Consider the following 24,870-nt stretch of genomic DNA (forward strand, 5'->3'; position numbering starts at 1 on the left):
CCGCCTCGTGGGAGGCTTCTGGACGACCCTCGTGGCACGCGCGCCGGTGCCGCTGCCGCGGGTCGGGGAGGTGGACCGGTTCGGGTTCCGCCATCACCGACTGTTCGCCCTCGGCGACGGCTGGCAAGTGCTGGAGACCAGCAACAGCTTCGGGGACCCGCCGGATTTCGCGGCGGCGGCCGACGCGGTGGCGGCCTCGACGGGTGCGCCGGTGCTGGCGGTGTTCGTCAGCGGCGGGGACTGCATCCAGTTGCAGACGGCGCTGCCGGGCGGCGCGAGCGGATGTTCGCACCTGCCGGACGTGCGCGAGGCGTGCGGCGTGTACAAGCACGATCCGGTGCCGGTGGGCCGGCCGCCCGAGGACGTCGTCGCCGAGCTGACCGGCTGGGCGGCGGCCGGTGGGCTGACCGCCGACCCCGGGCTGCTGACCCGGGTGGTCACGGTGCCCGGTCCCCGGGACATGCACTACCTGCGGTGGATCCTGTTCGAGGCGGTCGGGCTGCCACCGGTCGGCGATCCGGTGCCGCAGTACCTCGATCCGCACGCGGCCCCGTTCTCGCGGCTGCTGCACGAGACCACCTGCATGGCGCGGGCGGCCTTCATCGACTGGTTCGACGACGGCGGGACGCTGCCGGCGTGGGTGTCGACGATGCTCGCGGTGGAGTGGGACGTGTGGGCCGCGGTGTACGACCCGGCCGCGGATCCGGTGGCGCTGGCCGCCCGGGCGGTCCGGGCGCGCGAGGAGTTCCTGGCGAGCGGTCGCCTGCGGCCCGTGGCAGGTGAGCGCGTCGGCGAGGTCCCGGACACGCCGTGGGCGAGGTCGCTCGTGCGCACGCTGGAGCGCATCCGCCGCGAGGACTGATCATGAGGCCCGGGCGGTGAAGAGGGCGCGCTCGCGTTCGTTCCTGGTGAGGGCCGCCGCGCGCCCGAACGCCGCGCGGGCCTCCGCGTCCCGGCCGAGCCGCTCCAGCAGGTCACCCCGCACCGCGTGGAACAGCGCGTATCCGTCGAGCGAAGCGGCCAGCGGTTCGACGACGGCGAGGCCGGAGAGCGGGCCGGTGGCCATCCCGACCGCGACCGCCCGGTTCAGTTCCACGATCGGCGAGGGCTGAACGTGCACCAGCACCCGGTACAGCGCCGCGATCCGCTCCCAGTCGGTCTCCTCGGGGTGCAACGCCCGCGCGTGGCACGCGGCGATCGCGGCCTGCAGCGTGTACGGCCCGACCGCGCTGATCTCCTCGGCACGGGCGAGCGAGGCGAGGCCGCGCCGGATCAGCAGCCGGTCCCAGCGCCGCCGGTCCTGGTCTGGCAGCAGGACGGGCGCGCCGTCGGCGTCGGTGCGGGCGGCGGTGCGCGAGGCCTGCAGTTCCATCAGGGCCACCAGGCCGTGCACCTCGGCCGCGCCCGGCACGAGCCCGGCGAGGAGACGGCCGAGGCGCAGGGCCTCCTGGCAGAGGGACGGCCGCATCCAGTCGTCGCCGGCGGTCGCCGCGTAGCCCTCGTTGAAGATCAGGTAGACGATCTTGAGCGCCGCGGGCAGCCGGTCGACGGGCGCCGGCACCGTGAACTCCACGCCGCGCAGCGCCCGCTTCGCCCGCACGATCCGCTGCGCCACGGTCGGCTCCGGCACGAGGAACGCCCGCGCGATCTCCGCCGTGCTCAGCCCGCCGAGCGTCTTGAGCACCAGCGCGACCTGCCCCTCCACGGCCACGGCCGGGTGGCACGCGGTGAGGATCAGGCGCAGCAGGTCGTCGCCGATGTGGTCGTCGAGATCGGGCTCGTCGAGGTCGACCCACGCCGGTGTCTCGCGGCCGATCTCCGCCATTTTCCGGTGGAACGTCGCCCGCCGGCGAAAACCGTCGACCGCCTTGTGCCTGGCGACCGCCATGAGCCACGGCCCGGGGTCGTCGGGGATCCCGCGGGACGGCCACTGCTCGAGGGCGGCGACGAGGGCGTCCTGCGCCAGTTCCTCGGCCAGCCCGACGTCGCCGGTGACGCGCGCGAGCTGCGCCACGAGGCGGCCCGACTCGATCCGCCAGACCGCCTCGACCGCCGCGTGGACGCTCACATCACCTGCAGGACCACGGCCTCACCCGCCCAGGACGGCCAGAGGTCGCGGTGCAGCTTCATGAACCGGTTGGTCCACTCGACGGCCTCCTCCTTGGCCCGCACGTCGTAGATGGCGTAGGAGATCATCTCCTTGGCCTCGGCGAACGGCCCGTCGGTCACGTCGATCTTCCCGTCGTGCAGCGTGACGGTGGCGCCCGCGGCGCTCGGCAGCAGCCCGGCGGTGTCGACCAGCGCCCCCGAACGGGTGGCGTCCTCGCCGAGCTTCATGATGGCCGCCATCAGGTCGGGCGGCGGCGGGGTGCTCGCCCGCGACGCCTTGAGCAGTACCAGGTAGCGCATGGTCCGGACCCTAGCCTTCCCGCGTGACGCGACGCAGGGCAAGCGTGGAAAGCCACGCCCACACCAGCACCACCGCGACCGTGAACGGCACGACCAGCGCCGTGGAGCCCGACGCGATCCCCGCGAACCCGGCCAGGAACACCACCCCGGTCAGGTAGGAGAAGGCGCGGAAGCCCCCGGCCGACCGCCGCCCCACGACGAGACACGCCGCGACCAGGCACAGGAATCCGATGCCGCCCACCGCGAGGTGCAGCATCCCGTGCCAGCTCACGGTCGCCCCGGTGGTGCCCGGCGGGAAACCCGGCACCGGGTCGGCCCGCAAGACGCCGGCACCCACGAGGCTCACCCCGTAGGCGCCGATCAGCCGTCGGGTCCACCCGTCGAGGCTGCCCGCGAACCCGGCCACCATCAGGCCGGTCAGGATGAGGTTGGCGGTCTGGATCCAGCCGTTCGGGCCGTTGGCCAGTGCGCTCCAGGGGTGCCGCGAGAAGTCGAACCCCTCCCGCAGCACCCCCTGCGCCACGCTCACGATCAGGTAGAACGGTCCGGCGATCACGCCCAGGTAAGTTCTCATACCCGGGTCTCGAACGGGACGGCCGCGCTTCGACACGTTCCATCAAGATTTTTTACGAATGATCAACTCCATCGTGAGAATCACGGCCAGGCCGACCACGACGTGCATCAGGGCCAGCCCGACCTTGGTGCCGGTGTCCGGCGCACTCAGCAGCGGCCCGAACGCCGACAGGATGCCGAACCCGCCGCCGAGCACCTGCGCCAACCGCAGGAACCCGCGCCACGCCAGCGCCAGCAGGACGGCCAGCCCGGTACCGATGACCAGCGGCACGACCGAACTGAACAGCACCCCGCCGGCGACGATCTCGTGATCGGGCGAGCCCTCCTGGCGGATCACCAGCTCGGCGCCGGCGGCGGTGGCGATCCCGAGGACGATCAGGTTGAGCGCGGCGGCGAGGGCGGCCCCGAGCGGGATCGCCTGCCACCACACCAGTCCGGAACGGGTAGGAAGAATCGTTGTCGTCATGAGGTCCGATCCAAGAACCTCACGCAACGTTGAGGTCAAGCGCTCTGGATGGCCGTTATCGCGATGGTGTTGACGATGTCCTTGACGGTGGCGCCGCGCGAGAGGTCGTTCACGGGTTTACGCAGGCCCTGGATCACCGGCCCCACCGCCACCGCACCGGCCGAGCGCTGCACCGCCTTGTACGTGTTGTTGCCGGTGTTGAGGTCGGGGAAGACGAAGACCGTGGCGCGCCCCGCGACCGGGCTCTCCGGCAGCTTCGTCGCCGCCACGGCCGGGTCGATCGCCGCGTCGTACTGGATCGGCCCCTCGACGGGCAGGTCCGGGCGGCGTTCGCGGACCAGGGCCGTGGCCGCCGCGACCTTCTCCACGTCGGCGCCGGCGCCGCTGGTGCCGGTCGAGTACGACAGCATCGCCACGCGCGGTTCGATGCCGAAGCGGGCGGCCGTGTCGGCGGAGGAGAGCGCGATGCCGGCGAGCTGTTCCGCGTTCGGGTCCGGGTTGACGGCGCAGTCGCCGTAGACGAGCACGCGGTCGGCGAGCAGCATCAGGAAGACGCTGGAGGCGACGGCCACGCCGGGAGACGTTCGGATGATCTCGAACGCGGGCCGGATGGTGGCGGCCGTCGTGTGCGCGGCGCCGCTGACCATGCCGTCGGAGCGTCCACTGTGGACCATCAGGGTGCCGAAGTAGTTCACGTCGCGCACCAGGTCCCTCGCCAGATCGGGGGCGATCCCCTTGTGCCTACGCAGTTCCACGTAGGTCGCCGCGAACTCCTCGCGCCACTCGCTCGTCGCCGGGTCCACAATGGACACCCCGCCGAGGTCGAGGCCGAGTTCGCGGGCGCGCCGGTGGATGTCGGCCTCGGGGCCGAGCAGGGTCAGGTCGGCGACGCCCCGCCGGCAGCAGATCTCGGCGGCGCGCAGGATCCGGTCGTCGGTGCCCTCGGGCAGCACGAGGCGGCGGCGCTGCGCCCGGGCCCGGTCGATGAGCTCGTACTCGAACATCATCGGCGTCACCCGGGTCGAGCGGGTCACGTCGAGGCAGCCGGCCAGTTCCCCGGTGTCGACGCCGTCCTCGAAGACGCCGAGCGCCGTCTCCACCTTGCGCGGGCGGCCCGGGCTCAGGCGGCCCGCGAGCCGCGTCGCCTTGGCGATCGTCTCGAAGCTGGCCCCCTCGACCGCGAGCACCGCCAGGTCGGCCGAGAGCCGCGCCACGACGCGCAGCACGCGCGGGTCCGTCGGCACACCGAGCGTCAGCACCACGCCGGACGGGTTCAGCTCGCCGGCCGCGTGCGCCGCCGCCAGCGCCAGCAGCAGGTCGGCCCGGTCGCCCGGCGTGATCATCAGCGCCCCGTCGGTCACGTGGTCGAGCACGAGCGGCACCTGCGCCGCGCCGACGACGAAGTCGCGCACGTCGCGTTCCAGCGCCGCGTCGTCCCCGGAGACGACCTTGGCGCCCAGGGCCGCCGCCACCTCGGCCACCGTCGGCGCCGCCAGCGTCGCCGTCTCCCGCAGGACATAGGTGGGAACGCCCAGCGCGGGCGGCTCGACGCCCTCGGGGACCCGGTTCGCGACGACCGCCGCGACGGTGGCCCCCAGGTCGGTGAGCCCGTGCAGGGCGCTGCGCGCCGACGCCTCCACGGAGGCCGCGGTGCCGCCGGCCCCGTTGACGACGGCGACGACCACGCACCCGAACTCGTTCGCCAGCCGGGCGTTGAACGCGAACTCCCGGTGCAGCCCGTCGTGGGAGCCGGCGGCGGCCTCCTCGAAGTCGCTGCCGACGACGACGATCGCGTCGCAGTGCCGTTCCAGCTCGCGGTACCGCTCGACGAGCCGGGCGACCAGTTCCTCGCGCTTGCCGTCGGCCACCATCGCGACGGCCTCGGCGAGGCTCACGCCGTGCACGCTCCCGGCCGGCAGGTCGGGCCGGTAGCGTTCGCGCAGCAGGTCCAGCAGCGGGTCGTCGCCGGTGTCGGCCACCAGCGGGCGGAACACCCCCAGCCGCGCCACCCGCCGGGAGAGCAGTTCGCAGACGCCGAGCGCCACCGTGGACTTGCCGCCGCGCCGGCCCAGGCCCGTCACGTAGATTCCCCGTGCCATCAGCTCTCCTCCAGCAGGGCGAGCGTTTCCTCCGCGATCGCGCGTTCCTCGTCGGTCGGCACGACGCACACGCTGACCCGGGCGCCGTCCGGCGAGATGACGGGCGCGTGGCCGGCGTTGCGCGCCGGGTCGACCTCGATGCCCCACATCGCGAGCCCGTCGAGCGCGCCGGCCCGCACCTCGGCCGAGTGTTCGCCGACCCCGGCCGTGAACGCGATCGCGTCCAGCCGCCCGAGCACGGCGTGATAGGCGCCCACGTACTTGCGGATCCGGTAGCAGTACACGTCGAACGCCAGCGTCGCGGCCGGGTCGCCGGCGGCCCGCCGGGCCAGCACCTCGCGCAGGTCGTTGTCGCCGGTCAGCCCCTTGAGGCCGCTGCGCTTCTGGAGAAGCGTGTCGACGGTCGTGCTGTCAAGGCCGCGTGCCGCCAGGTACACCAGTGCGCCGGGGTCGACATCACCCGGCCGGGTCCCCATGACCAGCCCCTCCAACGGCGTGAACCCCATCGACGTGTCGACGCTGCGCCCACCGGCGACGGCGGTCGCGCTGGCGCCGTTGCCCAGGTGCAACACGATGGTGTTCAGCCGCGTGACCGGCCGGCCGAGGAGCTCGGCGGTGCGTGCGGCGACGTACCGGTGCGACGTCCCGTGGAAGCCGTACCGCCGGATCCCGTGCTCGGCGGCGACCTCCCGGTCCAGCGCGTAGGTCGCCGCGTACTCCGGCAGCGTCGCGTGGAAGGCCGTGTCGAAGACCGCCACGTGCGGCACGTCGGGGCGCAGCGCGCGGGCCACCTCGATCCCGGTGACGTTGCCCGGGTTGTGCAGCGGCGCGAGCGGGGACAGCTCCTTGAGCGCGGCCAGCACCTCGTCGTCGACCACCGTCGGCGCGCGGAATCTCGTCCCGCCGTGCACGACGCGGTGTCCCACGGCGCGCAGGTCGAGGTCGGCGAGACCCACCTCGTCGGCGATCTGCCGCAGGGCGGTGGCGTGATCGGGGACGCCGCCCGGCTCGCCGATCCGCTCGACGGTGCCCCTCTTCTCATCTCCTCCGAAGAGGCGGTACTTGACCGAGGAGGAGCCGCTGTTCAGGACGAGGACGGGCGGGCTGGTCACGTTCGCACACCCTATCCCGTCCCCTGCGCCGCTGCCCGGTGACCCGAGATTCCTTGCGCCGCTCCCGGCCTCTCAAGTAGTGATGCATCCACATGTGTCATTGGAGGGGGCAAAACCGTGCACGTTGGTAGGAGAAGGCGACGGGCGACCCTCGTCGCCGGGACCGTGATGGCGGTGGTGGCCTCGATGGCGGTGCTGCCCGGGCAGCAGGCGGTGGCGCAACCCGGCGCACCGGCCGAGCCGCCGGCCGCGCACGACGAGCACGCGGCGCGCGACCGGGACTACCGGGTCGGAACGGCCGCACCGGACGCGGCCCGCCGCGGCGCCGCGACGGCGGGCGTGCGCTTCAACACGCTGGGCTCGCCGGTGGCGCTCGGCACGGGCGAGGCGCTGGCGACCGGCCTGCCGGCCGACCCGGAGGCCGCGGCGCGCGCCTACCTGGTGGCCAACCGGGACCTGTTCGGCCTCGACGAGGCGGCCGTCGCGTCGATGGAACGCCTCCTCGTGCGGCCGCTCGGCGCGGCTACGGTGGTGACGCTGCGGCAGCGCTTCGGCGACCTGCCGGCCGGGCACGACGGCCTGGTGACCGTGCTGGTCGGCGGCGGCTCGGTGATCCGCGTGACGTCCTCGCTGTCCCGCGACACCCGCGCGCCGGAGCCGGCGACGATCGCCGCCCAGCAGGCGGTGGACGCGGCCGTCAGGGAGGCGGCACTGCCCGGTGGCGTCCGGGTGGACGTGCCGGACGTGAGCGTGGTGGCGGTGCCGACGCCGCTCGCCGGCCCGCGCACGGCGTACGCGGTGACCCTGTCGAGCACCGACGGCGACGAACCCGTCTCGTACACGACCTACGTCGACGCGCGCACCGGTGAGGTGCTGCTGCGCGAGGACCAGGTCGACTTCGACTCCGACAACCCGAAGTGGGCGGTCTTCCCGGGCACCCCGCCGGCCGCGCTCGCACCCGGCGTCGACCCGCGGGTCACCTGGTGCCACACGGCCGCGGCCGGCTGCGTGCGCACCGTCTCCGACCCGGCCACCGGCAAGGCGTGGGACGTCAACATCGCCACCGGCGTGCCGACGAACACGACGTCGGGCAACTCGGCCACCAACACGGTGCTGTGGGGCGGCGGCAGCGCGTCGTTCCCGGCGACGCCGAGCGCCACCCGCGACTACACGTACCCGTTCACCGACCAGTGGCACCAGTCCAAGTGCGACCCGACGGTGTACGAGTCGGCGACCCGCAACGACGCCGACGCGGCCGTCGCGAACCTGTTCGCCATGCACAACCGCATGCACGACTGGGCGTACGTCCTCGGGTTCACCGAGTCGGCGTGGAACATGCAGGTCGTGAACCCGTCCGGGACCGGCCTCGGCAACGACCCCGAGCAGGGGCGCGCGCAGTCCGGTGCGCGTTCCGGGTCGCGTAACAACGCCAACCAGAGCACCGGCCGCGACGGGCTCCCCCCGACGACGAACATGTACCTGTGGCAGCCGAGCGCCGGTGGCAGCTACCCGCCCTGCGTGGACGGCGACTACGACATGTCGGTGATCGGGCACGAGTACACGCACGCCATCACCAACCGCATGATCGCCGGCCCGAACACCGGCATCGGCTCGCAGCAGGGCGGCGCCATGGGCGAGTCCTGGGGCGACCTGATGGCCATGGAGTACATGTACGAGCACGGCATCAAGCCGGTCGGCGACACGCCCTACGTCACCGGCGGCTACGTCACCGGCAACACCCAACGCGGCATCCGCAACTACGACGCCAGCCGCAGCCCGCTCAACTACTCCGACGTCGGCTACGACCTGGTGGGTGTGCAGGTGCACGCCGACGGGGAGATCTGGTCGGCGACGAACCACCGCATCCGCGACGCGTTCCTCAAGCGGTACGGCAAGGGCGACGCCGCGCTGCAGGAACGCTGTGCCGCCGGCGCGGTGCCGGTCGAGCAGTGCCCGGGCAACCGGCGCTGGGTGCAGCTCACGTTCGACTCGTTCCTGCTGCAGGCCGGCAGCCAGTTCAGCATGCTGGACATGCGCGACAACGTGCTCGCGGCCGACCGGGCCCGCTTCGGCGGCGCCAACCAGGACATCCTGTGGAACGCGTTCGCCGAGTCGGGCATGGGCCGGGGCGCCACCAGCGGGCCGAACGACGGCGACCCGGTGCCGAGCTTCGCCTCGGACCACGCGCGCAACGGCACCATCACGCTCAAGCCGTTCGGCGACGCCTCGGACGCCGTCGTCAAGCTGTACATCGGCGACTACGAGGCACGGGTGACGCCGATCGCGGACACCGATCCGGCGACGGCCACCCCGGACACGTTCGAGATCGTCCCGGGCGTGTACACCGTGACCGTGGCGGGTGCCGGGTTCGGGCACCGGAAGTTCCCCATCGTGGTGGTGCCGGGTCTCAAGTGGACACTGCCGGTCTACCTGCCGCGCAACCTCGCCTCGACCGCGGCGGGTGCCACCTGGTCCGGCGACGGCATCCACCCGGAGGCCCTGGGTGACGACACCGAGGCGACCAACTGGGCGTCGCTCGACGGGGTCGCCGGCAAGAAGATCACCGCCGACCTCGCCGGGGACCGGCCGCAGTTGGTGAGCCGCGTGGCGGTCAGCACGCTGCTGCACCCGCAGATCGCCGGCGACCCGGACAACCAGCCGCAGAACAGGTTCAGCGCGCTGCGGTCGTTCAAGGTGTACGCGTGCAACGCGAAGGTCGCCGACTGCACCACGGACGCGGGCTACCGGCCGGTGTACACCAGCCCGTCGGACGCCTTCGGCACCGGGAAGTTCCGCCCGGCGGCGCCCGAGCTGACGGTGAAGTCGTTCAGCTTCTTCCCGACGTTCGCCACGCACCTGCGGGTCGAGGTCGCCTCGAGCCAGTGCACGGGCAACCCGCTCTACGCCGGTGAGCAGGACAACGACCCGAACGCGGCGACGGACTGCGCGGCCAACAGCCAGTACCGCAACCACGTACGCATCTCCGAGGTGGAGGCGTTCGCCTTCTAGGAGCCGGTCCTTCCGGCACTGTGCGGGTGGCGGGGTCCTACGACTCCGTCACCCGCCGCACGAACTCCTCCCGGGTGCCGTCGAAGAGGGTGTCGCTCACCTGGGTGCAGAGGATGCCGATCCGGCCGGTGCGCGGGTCGTTGAACCAGACGGTGCCGTAGCCGCCGTCCCAGCCGTAGCGGCCCGTCGCGGGGTCGACGGCGAGGCCGTAGCCCCAGCCGAGGCCGTTCAGGACGAAGCCGCCGTCGGCCTTCTGCGCCGCTGTCAGGTGATCGGTCGTCATCGCGCGGACGGACTCGGGCGTCAGCACGCCGGCCCCGCCCGCGCGCATCATCCGGGCGAACGCCAGCAGGTCGTCCACAGTGGACACCAGCCCGGCGGCACCCGAGTGGAACGCCGGCTCCGCCGTCCAGTCCTCGGCGTCGGGGCCGGCCTGGTCGACGAGTTCTCCCGTCGCGGGATCGGTGATGTAGTGCGGCGGAAGGGCGGCGGCCGTCCGCGGCGGCACCCGCCACGCGGTGTGATCCATGCCCAGTGGGCGCAGAAGTCGTTCCCCCATGAGGTCCGGAAGCGGGCGGGCGGCCGCGCGGGACACGAGGACGCCGAGCACGAGGGACCCGGTGTTGTACATCCACGTCTCGCCGGGCTGGCGCACCAGCGGCAGGGTGGCGAACCGGCGCAGCCACTCGTCGGGCCCGTGCGGCGTGCGCGGCCACGGCTGCGCGAGGGTGAGCCGCAGCTCCAGCGCCCGCCGGACCACCGGGTAGTCGGCACCCGCCGGGTCGAGGATCAGCCCGTGCCCCATCCGGAACGTCAGCAGGTCCTCGACGGTGACGCTCCGCCGCGCCGGCACGGTCTCCTCGAGCGGCCCGTCGACCCGGGTCAGCACCCGCCGGTCGGCCAGCTCGGGCAGCCAGCGCTCGACGGGATCGTCCAGCGCGATCGTGCCGTCCTCGACCAGCGTCATCGCGACGGCCGCGAGCAGCGGCTTGGTCAGCGACGCGATCCGGAACGGCGTCTCCCGGCGCATCGGCCCGTCGCCGGCCGCGCCGTGGCACTCGACGTGCACCTCCCCGCCGTCGTCGATCAGCGCGACGCCCGGCCGGTCCGCGTCCCGCAGGAGCGAGAATTCCTTCAGTTGCACAGTGCCTCCATCGAACATCGTCGTTAGCCTGCCGGCATGCGGAGCAGGATCGCGGTATTCACCGCAACGGTAATGGCCGGTGCCCTGCTGGCGGCCCCCATCCGGGCCGGCGCGGCGGAGCCCGACGTGGGCAGCGCCACGCTGACGCCCCTCCAGGTCACCGGCCCGGCCGCGCAGCGGCTCAACCTCGTCGTCCTCGGGGACGGATACACCGCTTCGGAGCAGGAGAAGTTCCGCGCCGACGTGGACCGGCACATGAACGTGCTGTGGAGCATGGAGCCGTTCCGCAGCTACCGCTCGTACTTCAACGTCTACCGGATCGAGATCGTCTCCGGGCAGTCCGGCATCCGCTGCGACCCCGACGACGACCCGCCGGACCCGAACCGCATCACCCCGCTGGGCCTGCACTACGCCGACGGCTGCACCAACCCGCTGGCGCGCGGCATCACGTTCCAGAACTACGGCAACACCGCCCTCAACCGCTACCTGCAACAGCTCGTGGCGCCGCTCGGCGTCACCGCGGTCAACCGGCAGGTCCTCGCCGTGGCCAACACCGACACCTACGGCGGCATCGGCGGCACGAACGCCACCACCTCCGGCGGCGCGCCGCAGGGCCCGCTGATCACCCCGCACGAGCTGGGCCACTCGCTCGGCCTGCTGCAGGACGAGTACCCGTACTCGGACCGCCCGACCCCCGGCCCGCCCTACACCGGCGGCGAACCCTCCTCGCGCCACCACACCCTGCTGACCGAGGCGCAGATGCGGGCCCAGCAGGCCAAGTGGTGGCGCTGGCTCGGCGAGGAGAGCGAGTCCGGCGGCACCATCGGGCGCTACGAGAGCGGCATGTACGCGCAGTCCGGCGTGTGGCGGCCCAGCCAGCACTCGATGATGCGCTGGCTCGGGTTCCCGTTCGACCAGGTGTCCCGCGAGATCATGACGCAGCGGATCAGCGGCCGGCGCGACACCGACGCCATGGCTCTGACCTCGTCGCCGAACTCCTCCCCGGTCGGCACGACGGACGTCCTGTGGGTCGAAACCGGCCACCCCGCCTATCACCAGCTCTCCGTGAGCTGGTCGGTCAACGGTGTGGCCCGCTCCGACTCCCACTCCTTCTCCCTCCCGTCCTTCGGGGTCCGGCCCGGCGACAGCGTTTCCGTCACCGTGACCGACCCGACCGCGTATGTGCGTGACCCGGCGGTGCGTGGTGGGGCGGCGCTGACCCAGACCCGGTCGTGGACCGTCGGCGCCACGCCGATCACCGGGCCGGCCGTGCCGGTGAGCATCACCGCCGCCACGCAGACCACCGAACGCGCCGTCGGCGGCAAGGATGTCGTCTACGTGGAGACCACGCACCCGCGCAACTCGATCCTCGACGTCACCTGGCGGCTCGACGGCGCCGTGGTGCCCAACCCGCGCAACAGCCGCAACCTCGACCTCGGCGCGCTGTCGCTGTCGGCCGGCACGCACCGGCTCAGCGCCACCGTCACCGACGCCACGCGGCCCGGCCTGTCCGACAGTCGGGAGTGGACGGTCGACAACGTTCTGCCGGCGGCGCCGGCCACGCTCTCCGCGCCGCTGACCCGCACGGTCGGCGGGAGCAACGTGTACTTCGAGGAGTTCGACATGGCGCTGGCGCCCGCCGACGACCGGCCGGGCTTCGTCGTCGGGGAGTTCCGGCTGGACCGCGACGGGTGGTTCAACTACTTCGGCTGGCCGGACGCGCCGGCCGGGACGCCGTTCCACTTCACGCCGAAGGGCACCGTCATCAAGTCGCTGGTGTACGGCAACCTCGGCTCCGGCGGGCTCTCCAAGGCCGTCTTCGAGCCGACCGAGCCGGGCTACGGGACGCACACCGTGGAGCACCGGGCGATCGACGCCGCGGGCAACATCGGTGCGGCGGGGTCGTTCACCGCGACGGTGCTGCCGGGCTCGTCGCCCGCGTGCACGACGACGGTCACCGGGGTCCGGGCCGGCAGCGTCGTCGCCGCCACCGGGGTCACCTGTCTGTCGAACGCCCGGATCGCCGGCACCGTCACGGTGCGCCCCGGCGCGTCGCTGGTGGTCAAGGACAGCGTGATCACCGGACGGCTCACCGCCGACCGGGCCGCCTCGGTCCAGCTGCTCGGCGCGAACGTCACCGGCGCCGTGGCCGTCACCGGCACGACCGGCGACGTGACCGTGGCCGGCACGACGGTCACCGGAGCCGTCGCGCTGTCCGGCAACGCCGGCCGTGGCGTCATCCTCGCCGGCAACCGCATCGTCGGCGCGGTGGCGTGCGGCGGCAACGGGGCGGTGGCGGACTACGGGGCGGACAACGACGTGCGCGGTTCCGGGTCGGGACAATGTAACGCTCTGTAGAGGTTGGCCGGTCGGGTGAACGCCGTGCGACGGCCGTCTCACCTTGCGAGTTTGCCCGATCGGCCATCCCCTTAGGCTTTTCTGAAGACAACGTGAAATACAACGGGTAATGTCGATGGCGCCTCTATCGTTGACGAATGACTCTCCGTGAACCCGTGGGGCTGGTTGTCAGGCGTCCCCGGGGTGGGGCGCACCGGCGCCGCCGACAGCCGGGCTGGCTGCGGCGGCGCTTCCGGTTCATGACGGGGCTCGCGGCGTTCACGGCCGCGGCGGCGGTCGGGGCGGGGTCGTTCGCCGTCGCCGACGACACGCCGGCCACCGAGGGCTACCGCCTGCCCGACGACGCGCCGCAGCCCGGCGCCGGGTTCCGGATCGGCGCCGTGTACCAGGTCAGCGACGGCACCCTGACCTACACCTGCACCGACGGCGCCTGGTCGGCCAGCCCCACGCCCGAGGCCACCCTGCACAGCCTCGACGGCACGTCGACCCTCCGGCACACCGAGGGTCCACAGTGGACGTCCGAGCGGGACGGCTCCACGATCATCGCCTCGCCGGCGCCGGCCTCCCGCGCGACCGGTCCCGGTGGCCGGCCCTGGCTGCTGCTGAACGTCTCCGAGCACCACGACGTCGTCGCCGACGGGGAACTCGCCGCCGTGGCCTTCGTCAGCGTGCTGAACACGTCGGGCGGCGCACCGCCCGGCACGCCGTGCGTCTCCGGGTTCGACACCACCCGGGCGGTGCGCTACTCGGCCGACTACGTGTTCTGGACCCCCATGAACCCGGGCAGGTGACGATGACGACCTCCTGCGCCCTGCCACGCGACGCCTCGGTCGGCGGGCCGCTGCGCTCCGGCGCACCGCAGCCGTCGGTGCGCGCGGCCACCCCGGTGGGCAGGGTGGGCCGCCTGCTCGTCCCGTGGTGGACCGGCCGCCGCGACCCGTCCTGAGTGGACGTTCACGCCGCCTCGATCGCCGGTGGCACATAGACGATCCGGTCCACCACCAGGAACCGCGCCAGGAACGCCACCGCGATGGTGACCGCGGTCGCCACCAGTTCGTCCACGCCGCACCAGCCGACGAGCACCGCCAGCGCCGGCAGCCGCAGCGCCAGATCGGCGTTGTTCACCAGCAGGAACCGGCCCAGCCGCGCCGCCAGCCGCCGACCCCGCCGGCGCCGGAACACCAGCAGGTCCACCAGCGCGAAGTTCCACGCGATGGCGGCCTGCGTCGCCGCCACCGCCGCCACGAGGTAGTGCACGCCGGCGACCTCGACCAGCAGCCACGTGACGGCCAGGTTGGGCAGGACCCCGGAGGCGCCGGCGGCGGCGAAGCCCAGCAGTCGCAGCAGGCCGCCGTCGCGGTTCACGGCGTGACCCGGCGGATCACCACGTCACCGAACCGGGTCACCTCGGTCGACGTGCGCACGGCCGCGTCCAGCGTCGGCAGCGACGCGAGCGTGCTCGCCGCCTGGTCGGCCATCACCACGTACCGCACGCTGGCCGCCCCGTCCGGCAGGAGTTCCGTCATCACCTCCGGGTCGGTGTCCACCTTCCACAGCCAGACGACCTTCTCGTAGCCGGCCAGTCGCAGGTCCATCCAGATGTAGTCGTCGGTCACCACCACGGCGTCGCGCGGAACGTTGTCCAGCACCCACCGCGTCGCCGCGCGGGAGTTCGCGTCACCCTCCACAGTGGACTGTGCGCGCAGGTCGCGCACCCAGTGCGGCACCCCGACCGCCGCGAACGCCAGCAGGGCCGCCACGAGCACCGCGGCCGCCACCGGACGGGCCTTCCCGCGCACCCGCCACAGCGCGTCGGCGACCCCGCCGATGAGCAGCGCCGCGAACGGCAGCAACGCGATGACGTACGCGAAGGGTAGGTATCCGCCGCGGCACATCATCACCACCTGGATCGCCAGCGCCAGCGCGACCGGCCGCAGCCGCGCCACGCAGAACCCCGGGATCAGCAGCAGCACGCCGCCGAGCAGCAGCCACGGGTCGAGGTTCACCCACGACATCGCGAGGCTGAACGCGCCGCTGTCCGGGTCGAGCAGGCTGCCGCTGCCGGAGCGCCCGAACAGCTGCCACCACAGCGCCCAGCTCAGGCTCACGTGCCCCTCGCCGGGCAGCAGTTCGTTCTTCAGCAGCGCGAAGACCGGGTACGAGGCCACCAGCGACACCAGCGTCACGCCGAACACGCCGAGGCTCCACAGCCGGGTCCGGCGGTGCGTGTGCCGGACCAGCAGCCACAGCAGCGCCGGCAGCAGGATGACGATGGTCTCCTTGGTCAGCGCCGCCACCGCGCACCACACCGCCGCCCACAGGGCCGCCGCGATGCTGCGGCGCGGCGAGGCGGCCGCCACCAGCGCGGCCAGCATCCACATCGTGGCGAGATTGTCCAGGAACACCATCCGGTGGTAGTGCACCGCCAGCGGGCTGAGCGCGAAGACCGCGACCGCCAACGCCGCCCACCCGGGCGCGAACCGCAGCCGGCGGGCCAGCGCGTACAGCAGCGCCGCGCTGACCACCGTCGTGACGAGCATGGCCTCCCGACCGACCATCACCGCGCTGGGCACGCGGTCGAAGCCGTCGGTGAGCCAGGCGTACCCGGCGATCACCGCCCAGCCGAGGAACGGATGGTCGTACCAGTACGTGTAGTGCGCCAGTTCGCCGTGCGCGACCATCGCCCACGCCTGCGCCACATAGGTCGCCTCGTCGTCGTTGACCCGGCCCGGCCAGCCCTGCAGGTTCCACGCGTTGACCGCCGCCGTGACGAGCAGCAGCGGCAGCAGGACCGCCAGGTCGGTGCGGTGCGCGCGCCACCGTTGCCGCAGCCGGGTCCGGCGCGACGGCCGGTCCGGCGCGACCTCGACGACGTGGACGGCGCTGCGCTCGATCTCCAGGACACCCGCGGCCATCAGGCGGCCTCGAGCGCCGGCACGGGCTCGCGGTGGAAGCCGCCGTGCGTCGTCTTGTACCAGTGCGTGTTGCCGTCGATGTGCTGCCACACCGCCCAGAACGCCGCCGCCATGAGCACCCACTGGTACACGGCCGCGCCGGCGAGGAGGAACACGTAGTGCCGCAGCAACGCCTTCTGCCGGTACGCCCGGGCGAACTCGTGCAGCCCGATCACCTGCGTCGCCAGCGTCACCAGGATCGGCAGGAACGGCGTGAACATCAGCATCGCCACGCCGACCGGCACCTTCAGCGAGAAGATCGTCGCGACGGCCAGCGGCAGCAGCAGCGCCGAGAACGCCTGCAGGAAAGGCGTCGCCAGGATGTACCCGGCGAGGAAGCGCTGGCGTGCCGTCGGCAGCCCGAGCCAGTGGCCCTGCAGCAGGATGCTGAGGAAGCCCTGGTTCCACCGGACCCGCTGCCAGAACAACGACCCGCGCGCCCGGTCGTGGATCGTCTCCGGCACCTCCTCCCGGGTGACCAGCTCCGGCTCGTAGGCGGCCACGACCTTCGCGCCGTAGCGGGTGCACAGCAGCACGCCGAGCGCGCAGTCCTCGGTCAGGTTGTCCGGCCAGCCGCCGGCCCGGATCATCAGCTCCCGCCGGATGAACACGGTGTTCCCGCCCAGCGGCACGAACCCCCACTTCACCTGGTAGAACATCCGGCTGGTGAACCAGAAGAAGTACTCCAGCACGTTGTGCACCTTGAACCAGTCGCCGAAGCGCCGGCCGAGGGTCATCAGCTGCACGCCGCCCTGGACCACGTCCGCGCCGGTGTGGCGCAGCAGCGCGTCGACGCGGGTCAGCAGCCCCGGGGCCACGTCGTCCTCCGCGTCGACCACGCCGACCACGCTGCCCCGGCACTCGGCGAGCGCGGCGTTGAGCTGGCGCGGCTTGTTCGAACGCGGGTAGTGCCGCACCACCGTGCGGATCCGGCCGTGCGGGTCGGCCTCGGCGCGGACGCGTTCGACCTCGGCGATCGTGTCGTCGTCGCCGTCGCACAACGACACCAGCACCTCGAAGTCCGGGTGGTCCTGGGCGAGCAGCCGGCGCAGGGTGCCGCCGATCACGGTAGCCTCGTGCAGCGCCGGCACGATCACCGAGAACGGCTCGCGCGGGCTGCCCGGCGGGGGAGCGGGCCAGCGCATCTGGTCCACTGCCTCCGGGGTGCGCCAGCCGTACAGCCGCCAGCGCGCCTCCAGCGTGCCGACCGTCGTGTTGAACGCCGCGATCAGGGTCAGCCCCGCGGCGAGCAGCGCACCGCCGGACAGCGGTGACCCGACGAGGGCCGCGACGACGGCCGACATGACGACGGCGCCGAGCGCCCAACGCGAGTACCGCCCGGCGAACCAGCCCACCAGTCGCAGCCGTGGCAGCTGGCGCAGGTACGCCAGGCCCTGCCGCAGATCGCCCTTGCTCTCGCCGGCATGCCGTTCGCCGAACGCCAGCGGCACCTCCGCGCGGCCGATCCGGGGATGCCGCGCCAGGATCTCGAACAGGATCTTGAACCCGGTGGGGCGCATCCGATCCGGGTCGACCCGGTCCAGCCGCAGGCCGAAGAAGCCCGTCATCGGGTCGGTGACGCCGCGCAGCGCCATCGGGAACGTGGCCTTGGCGAGCCAGGTCGAGCCGGTGGAGACCAGCCGCCGCAGCGGGCCGTCGAGGCCGGCGCTGCTGCCGCCCGGCGCGTACCGGCTCGCCATCACCAGGTCGGTGTCCGCCAGGGCGGCGAGCACCTCGGGCAGGAGTTCGGGCGGATGCTGGAGATCGGCGTCCATGACCACGGCCTGCGCCGCGCTCGCCCGCCGGAAGCCGTCCAGGACCGCACCGGAGAGGCCGCCGACCCGTTCGCGACCGGTCCGGTGGAACACCTTGACCCGCACGTCGGGCCGGCCGAGCACGCCGACCGCCACGGTGATCGCGTCGACCGTCGCGTCGTTGTCGCTGTCGTCGACGAATATCAGTTCGAACGGGATATCCGGGAGCGCCCTGCCGATTTCCGCGATCAGCGGCCCGACGTTTTCCTCCTCGTGCCGGCACGGAATAATGATGGAGACTTCGAATGACGTCATCGCGCGTGGACTCCTTGCCCCTTCGGCAATATCTGAAATGCGGGATCTACGCGGGGGTGACGGTGCAGCGGGCCAATGCCCCGCCGCCTTTCTCGTAATATTCGACCGTCAGGAGATGGTGCGGATCTCCGGTGACGTTCACGGTGACGCTCACCGTCGTGGGCGGCTGGTCCCGCCATTGATCGAGAACTATCTGACCGTCCAGCCGCACCCGGATCCCGTCGTCCGCCGTGACGGTGATCAGGTAGCTGCCCGGCTCCAGATGTTCGTGGCGCGTCCAGCGCACCGAGAAGTTGTCGGCGGGCACACCGTCGGCCGGGGAGCCGGTGCCCCAGTCGAAGTCCACCGCCGAGTCCGGCCGGGTCACGACGGGCTCGCCGGCGAGGTCCGGGTTGTCGTGGTACTGCGCCTGGAACGCCATCGGCGCCGGCGGGTCGGCCGTCTTGACGTAGCCGAGCCGGGCCAGCGCGCCACCGCCCGCGTCGTAGTACTCCAGGGTGATCACGTGCGTGCCCTCGGCCAGCGCGCGGCTCACCGTGAACGTCGTCGGCGGCTGGTCCTGCCACCGTTCCAGCACCGGCACCCCGTCCACGTACAGCCGGAACCCGTCGTCGGCCGTCACGGTGAACGTGTACGTCCCGGCGGGCAGCCGGTCCGCCCGGGTCCAGCGCGCCGACCAGCCGTCGACCGGGATGCCCGGCAGCGGGCGGCCGGTGCCCCAGTCGAAGTCGACCGCCGGGTCCTGCCCGGTCACCGGCGTGCCCGTCAGGTCCGGGGTGGCGAAGTACTCCGCGTCCCAGCCCGGCGGTGCGGTCAGGTCGCCGATCCGGGTGTACGTGAGGCGGGCCTGCGCCGTCGCCAGCCCCTCGTAGTACTCGACGACGATCGTGTGCGTGCCGCCGGTCAACAGCTTCTCGGCGCTGAACTCCTCGTTCTGGTCGCGCCACAGGTCGACGACCGGTTCGCCGTCGACGAACACGCGCACGCCGTCGTCGGCGGCACCGGCGAAGCGGTACAGCCCGGCCGGCAGCACCTCCACCCGGCTCCACCGCGCCACGAACCGGTCCGCGCCGATGCCGGGTGCCGGGGAGCCCGCGCCGAAGTCGTGGTCGATGGCGGCCTCGGCCCGGGTCAGGTCCGGTGCGCGGGTGGGCATCGCGGGTGCGCTGCCGACGCCGGGCGTGTTCCAGTACTGGGCCGTCCAGTCCGGCGCCGGCGGCAGGTCGCCCGCCTTCGTATAGCTGAACCGCGCCAGCGCGGAGGCGGCGTTCTCGTAGTACTCGAGCACGATCGTGTGGGCGCCGGTCGCCAGCGGGACGCGCACCGTGTCGGTCTCCGTGCCGCGGTCGACCCAGCGGTCGATCAGCTTCTGCCCGTCGACGAACAGCCGCACCCCGTCGTCGGACGTGGCCGTGAAGTCGTAGTAGCCGGAGGTCAGCGTCACCGAGCGGGTCCACCGGGCGACGAAGTGGTCGGCGCCGACCGCCCCGCCGGGGGAACCGTCGCCCCAATCGTGCTCGACGGCCGGTTCGTCCCGGGCCAGGGCGGGTGCCGTGGTCGGGATCGTCGGCGCGGTGCCGGCCCCGGGGGTGTTCCAGTACTGCGCCAGGTACACCTCGCGCGGCTGGTCCGGGGTGGTCTCCCAGCTCAGCTTCGCCGTCGCGTCCACCAGGTTGTCGTAGAACTCCATCCGCACCTCGTGCTCACCCGAGGCGAGGTCGGCCACGTACTGGTAGGCGGTCGGCCCCTGGTCGACCCACCGGTCGATGACCAACTGCCCGTCCAGATACAGCCGCACGCCGTCGTCCGCCGCCGTCGTGAACCGGTAGCGGCCCCCGGCGAAGTACTCGCGCTTGCTCCAGCGCACCGAGAAGTGGTCCGCCGGCACGCCCGGGCCGGGGGAGGCTACCGACCAGACGTTGTTGATCACCGGCTCGTCGCGGACCAGCACGGGCGTTCCCGCGAGAAGTTGGTTGTCGAAGTACTCGGCCCGGAACGGCGCCGACGGCGCGTAGGTCGCGACCAGCGTCGCGTCGGTCTCCGGGGTGGTCGTGAAGTGCCGGATCGCGCCGCCGTCCGACCAGCCGGTGAAGTGGTACACGGTGCCGTCGGCCGCGGTCGCCGTCGGCGGCGCCGAGACCTCGCGCTGGAACCCGGTGACCCCGGCGACCGTCGTCGGCGCCGCGACCGGCACGCCGTCGAGCTGCAGGCCGAGGCCGGGCGGCGACGTCGCGAGCGTCAGGTTGACGGTGTGCGGGCGGATCGCGATCGAACGGGTCGTCGTCAGCCCCGCCGCGTCACGCACGGTGAACCGCAGCTCGTGCCACGTGTCGGCGGACGCCTCGCCCGTCGTCGGGATGGTGAAGCTGCCGGCCCGCCCGCGCAGCGGCCCCAGGAACGGGTGCACGTGCGTGTTGTGGTGCAGGAACACCTCGGTCGTGAGGTTCGCGTCGCTCACGTCGAACCCGGCCGCGTCGGTGCCGAAGATGTTGTACGTGATCGTCTCGCCGGCCCGGTAGACCTGTTCCGCCGTCGGGCTCGCCACGGTGAGTGTCGGCGGGATCCCGACCTGGACCACCAGCGGCGGCGCCTGCGCCGTGTGCGTGCCGTCGGAGACGCTCAGCGTCGCCGTGTACACGCCGACGGCGGTGAACACCTTCGTCGGGTCCGCTTCGGTGCTCTCCGTCCCGTCGCTGAAGCGCCACCGGTAGGTCAGCGGGTCGCCGTTCGGGTCGCTGCTGCCGTCGCTGTCGAAGCTCACCTGCAGCGGCGCCTGCCCGCCGGTCGCGTCGGCGTGCGCCACCGCGCGCGGGGCCGGGTTGCCGGCGTTGTGCGACAGCCGGTAGAGCCGGCCGGGGAAGTAGGTCAGGTAGTACATCGAGCCGTCCGGGGCCACCTTCAGGTCCACCACGCTGCCGGCCTCGGTGTCGACGTCGTGCACCGCCGTGACGTGCCCGGCCGCGTCCAGTTCGGCCCGCTTGATGAAGCCGCGCGAGTAGTCGCCGAAGAAGAGGTTGCCGCGGTACTCGGCGGGGAAGTGGTCGGCCCGGTAGACCGGCCCGGCGGTCACCGCCCCGCTGCCGCCGTCGTGGTTGTAGGCGTGGATCGGGTCGACGAACCCGGCGCAGCCGCCGGTGCAGTACCCCTCGTGCACGGGCCAGCCGTAGTTGCCGCCCTTGCCGATGAGGTTGAGTTCCTCCCAGGTGAAGTCGCCGACGTCACCGCCGTAGAGCCGTCCGGTCTCGCTGTCGAACTGGAACCGCCACGGGTTGCGGAAGCCGTACGCCCAGATCGCGCCCACCTTGCCCGGCTGGCCGGCGAACGGGTTGTCCGGCGGCACGCTGCCGTCGTCGTTGATCCGCAGGATCTTGCCGTGCGGGTTGGACAGGTCCTGGGCGTTCGGCGGGTAGCCGTTGTCGCCCACGGCGAAATACAGCTTCCCGTCCGGCCCGAACCGGATGCTCCCGCCGACGTGCAGCAACTGGGACGGCGAACGGGTCCGGAAGATCTCCAGCGGCCCGTTGGTGCCCACGTCGCCCGAGGCGTCGAAGCGCACCAGGTGGTTCAGCAGGTCGACGCCGGTGTAGTAGAAGTACACCCAGTGGTTGGCGACCCCGAAGTCCGGGTGGAACGCGATGCCGATCATGCCCCGGTCGCCGGAGGCCTCCGAGGGCAGGTCCGCGAAGAGATCGGGCAGGAGCACACCCTCCTTGAGGACGCGCACCTTCCCGTCGCGTTGCAGGATGAAGATCCGGCCGTCCGGCGCGATCTCGAAACCCGACGGGCCGTCCAGGCCGGAGCCGACGACGAGTTCGCTGGAGAACCCGGCCGGTGGCGCCGCCGACACCGGGAACGGAGCGCTCAGCACGGCCACGGCGACCAGCACCCCCAGCGTCCACCAGGTGTGTATCCGGCGCACTCGCCCAGGCGCGTGGGAGCCGGGTAACGGCCCGTCATTCTGCATCCCCTGGAACTCCGTCCGTCTCGCCGTTCGCGCCTCCCCGCAGAAAAGCGTGCGGGTGTGCCGTGAGACGGAAATAGCGGGACGAGAAATTCCCTGTATCGGGTGCCGGCGACAATTGTTTCGGTGAATCAGGTCCCGTTACGGCGGTGACACAATTCGCGCCGGAATTGCCCTGGAGTCGAACGGAGAATGGCGAGCTACCTGTCGGTTCGGTGACACTGCGCACGCGCCACGGTGCGGCGCGCGGTTCTGTCGGCGCACCGACCCGTCAGGACTGCTGCCCGAGATTCGTGACGAGGTTGATCGCGACAGCGACGACGCCGGTACCGAACACGTAGGAGAGCAGGGCGTGTCCGAGCGCCACCCGACGGATGTCGCTGAGCGTGGGTTCGGTCTCGGTGACGCCGAACGCCATGCCGACGGTGAACGCCATGTAGGCGAAGTCGCTGTAGCGTGGCAGGGCCTGTTGCTTGAAGTCGATGCCGCCGTCGGTGTCGCGGTAGTACATCCGGGCGTACTTGAGCGCGAACACCGTGTTGACCAGCGCCCAGGCCAGGATGACCGCGACGACGCTGGAGATGACGGCGGCCACCGCGACGGCGTCCTGGCCACCGGAGGATCGCACGAGCGCCTCGGCCACCGCGGCCAGGCTGACCACGCAGGCGATCAGCACGGCGGAGTCGGTCGAGCGCGACCGGCTCTCCGCCTCGGCCAGCCGTTTGGTCCCCTCCGGGCCCTGCGGCCAGCTGATGCGCCACACCCCGACGAGGATCAGGCCGACGCCGACGATCCAGCCCAGCAGGACGCTCAGTTCCGGCGCGCCGAGCACCGCGGCTACCGCCGCAGCCGCGATGCCGGCGACCAGAGACAGCGACACGCGCCGTACCGACAACAGCCGTCCGGTGGATGCCGGTGCCATTGAGCGATCGCGGTCGTCGGTCATGGCTTCAGGACGACCTTCTCGCAGTTGTCCTGCTTGTTCTTGAACATCTCGAAGCCGCGTTCGGCCTCGTCGAGCGGCAGGGTGTGGGTGATGATGCGGGTCGGGTCGAACTCGCCGCGCTCGATGCGTTCCAGCAGCGGCTTCATGTAGCGCTGCACGTGGCACTGGCCGGTGCGCAGGGTCAGCGACCGGTTCATCCAGGCGCCGGCGGGGAACTTGTCGAGGAAGCCGCCGTACACGCCGATGACGGAGACCACGCCGCCGCTGCGGCACGAGAGGATCGCCTGGCGCAGCGCGTGCGGGCGTTCGGTCTCCGATCGGACGGCCTGCTTGATCCGGTCGTACGCGTGGATGTGCGCACTGCCGTGGCTGGCCTCCATGCCGACCGCGTCGATGCACTTGTCCGGTCCGCGTCCACCGGTCAGTTCCAGCAGCCGGGACCGCACGTCGACCTCCTCGAAGTTCACCGGCGTGTGTCCGGCCTCCGCGGCCATCCGCAGCCGGTAGGGCTCCTTGTCGATGGCGATGACCTGCGCGGCGCCGAGGACCCGGGCGCTGTCCATGGCGAACTGGCCGACCGGCCCGGCGCCCCACACCGCCACCACGTCGGTGGGCCGGATGTCGCACATCTCGGCGCCCATGTAGCCGGTGGGCAGGATGTCGGAGAGGAACAGCACCTGCTCGTCGGTCAGCTCGGACTCGATCTTCAACGGGCCGACGTCGGCGAACGGCACCCGCGCGTACTGTGCCTGACCGCCGGCGAAGCCACCGGTCAGATGCGAGTAGCCGAAGATCCCGGCGACCGGGTGGCCGAACATCTTCTCGGCGATCCCGGCGTTCGGGTTGGAGTTCTCGCAGCAGGAGTAGAGCTCGGCGGCGCAGGCGGCACAGGCACCGCACGCGATCGGGAACGGCACGACCACCCGGTCCCCGACCCGCAGCCGCTCCGCGGACACGCTGGGGCCGACCTCGATCACCTCGCCCATGAACTCGTGGCCCATGACGTCGCCGTCCTGCATCGTCGGCACGTAGCCGTCGACGAGATGCAGATCCGAGCCGCAGATCGCCGTGGAGGTGATCCGGACGATGGCGTCGCGGCTGTTCAGGATCTTCGGGTCCGGAACGTCACGGACCTCGACCTTGTTCCGACCCGCCCAGGTGTTCGCCCTCATCGGTCGGCTCCCTTCGCCAGTTCGTCGTCCGACAGCGGCTGCGCCGGGCGCTGCGGGAACTCCGCGCGGGCCCGCTTGCCCCACGGGGCGCCGTCGGACCGGACCACCTCACCCGCCTCCAGCACCTGCTTGAGCCGGCGCAGGTCGTCGTCGAGCTGCTGGTGCGGCTCCTCACCGAAGTACTTCGCGACCGCCTTGCCGAGCGTGCCGCCCGGGATCTCGTACGTCAGCACGACGTGCACCTCGGTGCTGACGCCGTCCGGCGCGGGCACGAACCGGACCGTGCCGGCGTTGGGCACGTCGGCCTTCCCGGTCGAGCGCCACCCGATCTTCTCGGCGGGTGTCTCGTCGACGATCTCGGCGTCCCACTCGACGTTCTGGCCGAACGGGGCGCCGGCGACCCAGTGGCTCGTGCGGTCACCGGTGGCGCGGACCGCCTCGAGATGCGCCATGAACGTCGGAAGATTCTCCAGATCGCGCCAGAACGCGTAGACCTCCGGCGCTGGTTTGCGAATCGTTGTAACGGCTGTCAGCTCCATGGATCCTCCTGACCTGGCCCGCACCGCCCCGGCCCGGAGCGGAGAAGCGGGTGCTGATC

The 24,870-nt window shown here is 72.2% G+C and carries 19 protein-coding genes; 5 read left to right on the top strand and 14 right to left on the bottom strand.

All coding sequences use genetic code 11. The features are described from left to right. Nucleotides 1–7: 7 nt before the first annotated feature. On the top strand, nt 8–862 hold the full coding sequence (locus tag Val02_RS09555) for a hypothetical protein (RefSeq protein ID WP_203898592.1): 855 nt from the start codon (nt 8–10) through the stop codon (nt 860–862). Here Val02_RS09555 and Val02_RS09560 read toward each other — a convergent pair whose 3' ends face one another. The 6 genes from Val02_RS09560 to Val02_RS09585 are packed head-to-tail and all read right to left on the bottom strand — an operon-like array spanning nt 863 to nt 6,659. Next, entirely contained in the window at nt 863–2,068 is a 1,206-nt protein-coding gene (locus Val02_RS09560) for an RNA polymerase sigma factor (RefSeq protein WP_239152635.1), read from the bottom strand. Then, a complete protein-coding gene (locus Val02_RS09565) occupies nt 2,065–2,409 on the bottom strand; it encodes a YciI family protein (RefSeq protein WP_203898593.1) in 345 nt (114 codons plus the stop codon). Before Val02_RS09565 ends, Val02_RS09560 begins: the two co-directional genes overlap by 4 nt. A gap of 10 nt (nt 2,410–2,419) precedes the next feature. After that, complete coding sequence (locus Val02_RS09570; protein WP_203898594.1) at nt 2,420–2,983, bottom strand: DUF998 domain-containing protein; 564 nt, start codon at nt 2,981–2,983, stop codon at nt 2,420–2,422. 42 nt (nt 2,984–3,025) lie between these two features. Next, nucleotides 3,026–3,448 (bottom strand): DUF6069 family protein, encoded by a 423-nt coding sequence (locus Val02_RS09575; RefSeq protein WP_203898595.1) that lies wholly within the window; start codon nt 3,446–3,448, stop codon nt 3,026–3,028. 35 nt (nt 3,449–3,483) lie between these two features. Next, nucleotides 3,484–5,547: a phosphate acetyltransferase gene (gene pta, locus Val02_RS09580; protein WP_203898596.1), complete on the bottom strand. Its 2,064-nt coding sequence runs from the start codon at nt 5,545–5,547 to the stop codon at nt 3,484–3,486. Then, a complete protein-coding gene (locus Val02_RS09585; RefSeq protein ID WP_203898597.1) occupies nt 5,547–6,659 on the bottom strand; it encodes an acetate/propionate family kinase in 1,113 nt (370 codons plus the stop codon). Before Val02_RS09585 ends, pta begins: the two co-directional genes overlap by 1 nt. Nucleotides 6,660–6,776: 117 nt before the next feature. Here Val02_RS09585 and Val02_RS09590 point away from each other — a divergent pair, with 117 nt between their 5' ends. Further along, complete coding sequence (locus Val02_RS09590; protein ID WP_239152638.1) at nt 6,777–9,668, top strand: M36 family metallopeptidase; 2,892 nt, start codon at nt 6,777–6,779, stop codon at nt 9,666–9,668. A 37-nt stretch (nt 9,669–9,705) separates the two neighbouring features. Here the strand turns inward: Val02_RS09590 and Val02_RS09595 are convergent, their stop codons facing one another. Beyond that, nucleotides 9,706–10,812, bottom strand: a complete 1,107-nt coding sequence (locus Val02_RS09595) for a serine hydrolase domain-containing protein (protein WP_239152640.1) — start codon at nt 10,810–10,812, stop codon at nt 9,706–9,708. Between the two features lie 36 nt (nt 10,813–10,848). On the opposite strand from Val02_RS09595, the gene Val02_RS09600 reads away from it, so the two are divergent. From Val02_RS09600 to Val02_RS09610, 3 genes are all read left to right on the top strand, one after another. Continuing rightward, nucleotides 10,849–13,170 carry a M64 family metallopeptidase gene (locus Val02_RS09600; protein WP_203898599.1) on the top strand — a complete coding sequence of 774 codons (2,322 nt, stop codon included), beginning with the start codon at nt 10,849–10,851 and terminating at the stop codon, nt 13,168–13,170. Nucleotides 13,171–13,307: 137 nt separating this feature from the next. Then, nucleotides 13,308–13,961 (top strand): DUF3455 domain-containing protein, encoded by a 654-nt coding sequence (locus Val02_RS09605; protein WP_203898600.1) that lies wholly within the window; start codon nt 13,308–13,310, stop codon nt 13,959–13,961. 2 nt (nt 13,962–13,963) lie between these two features. After that, nucleotides 13,964–14,116, top strand: a complete 153-nt coding sequence (locus tag Val02_RS09610; RefSeq protein WP_203898601.1) for a hypothetical protein — start codon at nt 13,964–13,966, stop codon at nt 14,114–14,116. 8 nt (nt 14,117–14,124) lie between these two features. Here the strand turns inward: Val02_RS09610 and Val02_RS09615 are convergent, their stop codons facing one another. The 7 genes from Val02_RS09615 to Val02_RS09645 form a co-directional block, all read right to left on the bottom strand. Then, nucleotides 14,125–14,535 carry a GtrA family protein gene (locus Val02_RS09615; protein ID WP_203898602.1) on the bottom strand — a complete coding sequence of 137 codons (411 nt, stop codon included), beginning with the start codon at nt 14,533–14,535 and terminating at the stop codon, nt 14,125–14,127. Further along, on the bottom strand, nt 14,532–16,085 hold the full coding sequence (locus tag Val02_RS09620) for a glycosyltransferase family 39 protein (RefSeq protein ID WP_203898603.1): 1,554 nt from the start codon (nt 16,083–16,085) through the stop codon (nt 14,532–14,534). Before Val02_RS09620 ends, Val02_RS09615 begins: the two co-directional genes overlap by 4 nt. Beyond that, the gene (locus Val02_RS09625) at nt 16,085–18,193 is read right to left on the bottom strand and encodes a glycosyltransferase (protein ID WP_203898604.1); all 2,109 of its coding nucleotides are present in this window, start codon (nt 18,191–18,193) and stop codon (nt 16,085–16,087) included. The genes Val02_RS09620 and Val02_RS09625 overlap by 1 nt, the downstream gene beginning before the upstream one ends. Nucleotides 18,194–18,239: 46 nt before the next feature. Next, complete coding sequence (locus Val02_RS48165) at nt 18,240–22,112, bottom strand: PA14 domain-containing protein (protein WP_203898605.1); 3,873 nt, start codon at nt 22,110–22,112, stop codon at nt 18,240–18,242. A 313-nt stretch (nt 22,113–22,425) separates the two neighbouring features. Beyond that, on the bottom strand, nt 22,426–23,034 hold the full coding sequence (locus Val02_RS09635) for a DUF1345 domain-containing protein (protein ID WP_239152641.1): 609 nt from the start codon (nt 23,032–23,034) through the stop codon (nt 22,426–22,428). A gap of 62 nt (nt 23,035–23,096) precedes the next feature. Then, nucleotides 23,097–24,272 (bottom strand): zinc-dependent alcohol dehydrogenase, encoded by a 1,176-nt coding sequence (locus tag Val02_RS09640; RefSeq protein ID WP_203898607.1) that lies wholly within the window; start codon nt 24,270–24,272, stop codon nt 23,097–23,099. Continuing rightward, a complete protein-coding gene (locus Val02_RS09645) occupies nt 24,269–24,811 on the bottom strand; it encodes an SRPBCC family protein (RefSeq protein ID WP_203898608.1) in 543 nt (180 codons plus the stop codon). Before Val02_RS09645 ends, Val02_RS09640 begins: the two co-directional genes overlap by 4 nt. Nucleotides 24,812–24,870 lie beyond the last annotated feature (59 nt).

Source organism: Virgisporangium aliadipatigenens (assembly GCF_016863615.1).
Classification (GTDB): Bacteria; Actinomycetota; Actinomycetes; order Mycobacteriales; family Micromonosporaceae; genus Virgisporangium; species Virgisporangium aliadipatigenens.

Excerpts from the sequence above, each read along its gene's own strand:
- Val02_RS09600 (WP_203898599.1), top strand. The coding sequence starts at position 10,849 with ATGCGGAGCAGGATCGCGGTATTCACCGCAACGGTAATGGCCGGTGCC.
- Val02_RS09605 (WP_203898600.1), top strand. The coding sequence starts at position 13,308 with ATGACTCTCCGTGAACCCGTGGGGCTGGTTGTCAGGCGTCCCCGGGGT.
- Val02_RS09640 (WP_203898607.1), bottom strand. The coding sequence starts at position 24,272 with ATGAGGGCGAACACCTGGGCGGGTCGGAACAAGGTCGAGGTCCGTGAC.
- Val02_RS09570 (WP_203898594.1), bottom strand. The coding sequence starts at position 2,983 with ATGAGAACTTACCTGGGCGTGATCGCCGGACCGTTCTACCTGATCGTG.
- Val02_RS09645 (WP_203898608.1), bottom strand. The coding sequence starts at position 24,811 with ATGGAGCTGACAGCCGTTACAACGATTCGCAAACCAGCGCCGGAGGTC.
- Val02_RS09620 (WP_203898603.1), bottom strand. The coding sequence starts at position 16,085 with ATGGCCGCGGGTGTCCTGGAGATCGAGCGCAGCGCCGTCCACGTCGTC.
- pta (WP_203898596.1), bottom strand. The coding sequence starts at position 5,547 with ATGGCACGGGGAATCTACGTGACGGGCCTGGGCCGGCGCGGCGGCAAG.
- Val02_RS09565 (WP_203898593.1), bottom strand. The coding sequence starts at position 2,409 with ATGCGCTACCTGGTACTGCTCAAGGCGTCGCGGGCGAGCACCCCGCCG.
- Val02_RS09625 (WP_203898604.1), bottom strand. The coding sequence starts at position 18,193 with ATGACGTCATTCGAAGTCTCCATCATTATTCCGTGCCGGCACGAGGAG.
- Val02_RS09575 (WP_203898595.1), bottom strand. The coding sequence starts at position 3,448 with ATGACGACAACGATTCTTCCTACCCGTTCCGGACTGGTGTGGTGGCAG.
- Val02_RS09610 (WP_203898601.1), top strand. The coding sequence starts at position 13,964 with ATGACGACCTCCTGCGCCCTGCCACGCGACGCCTCGGTCGGCGGGCCG.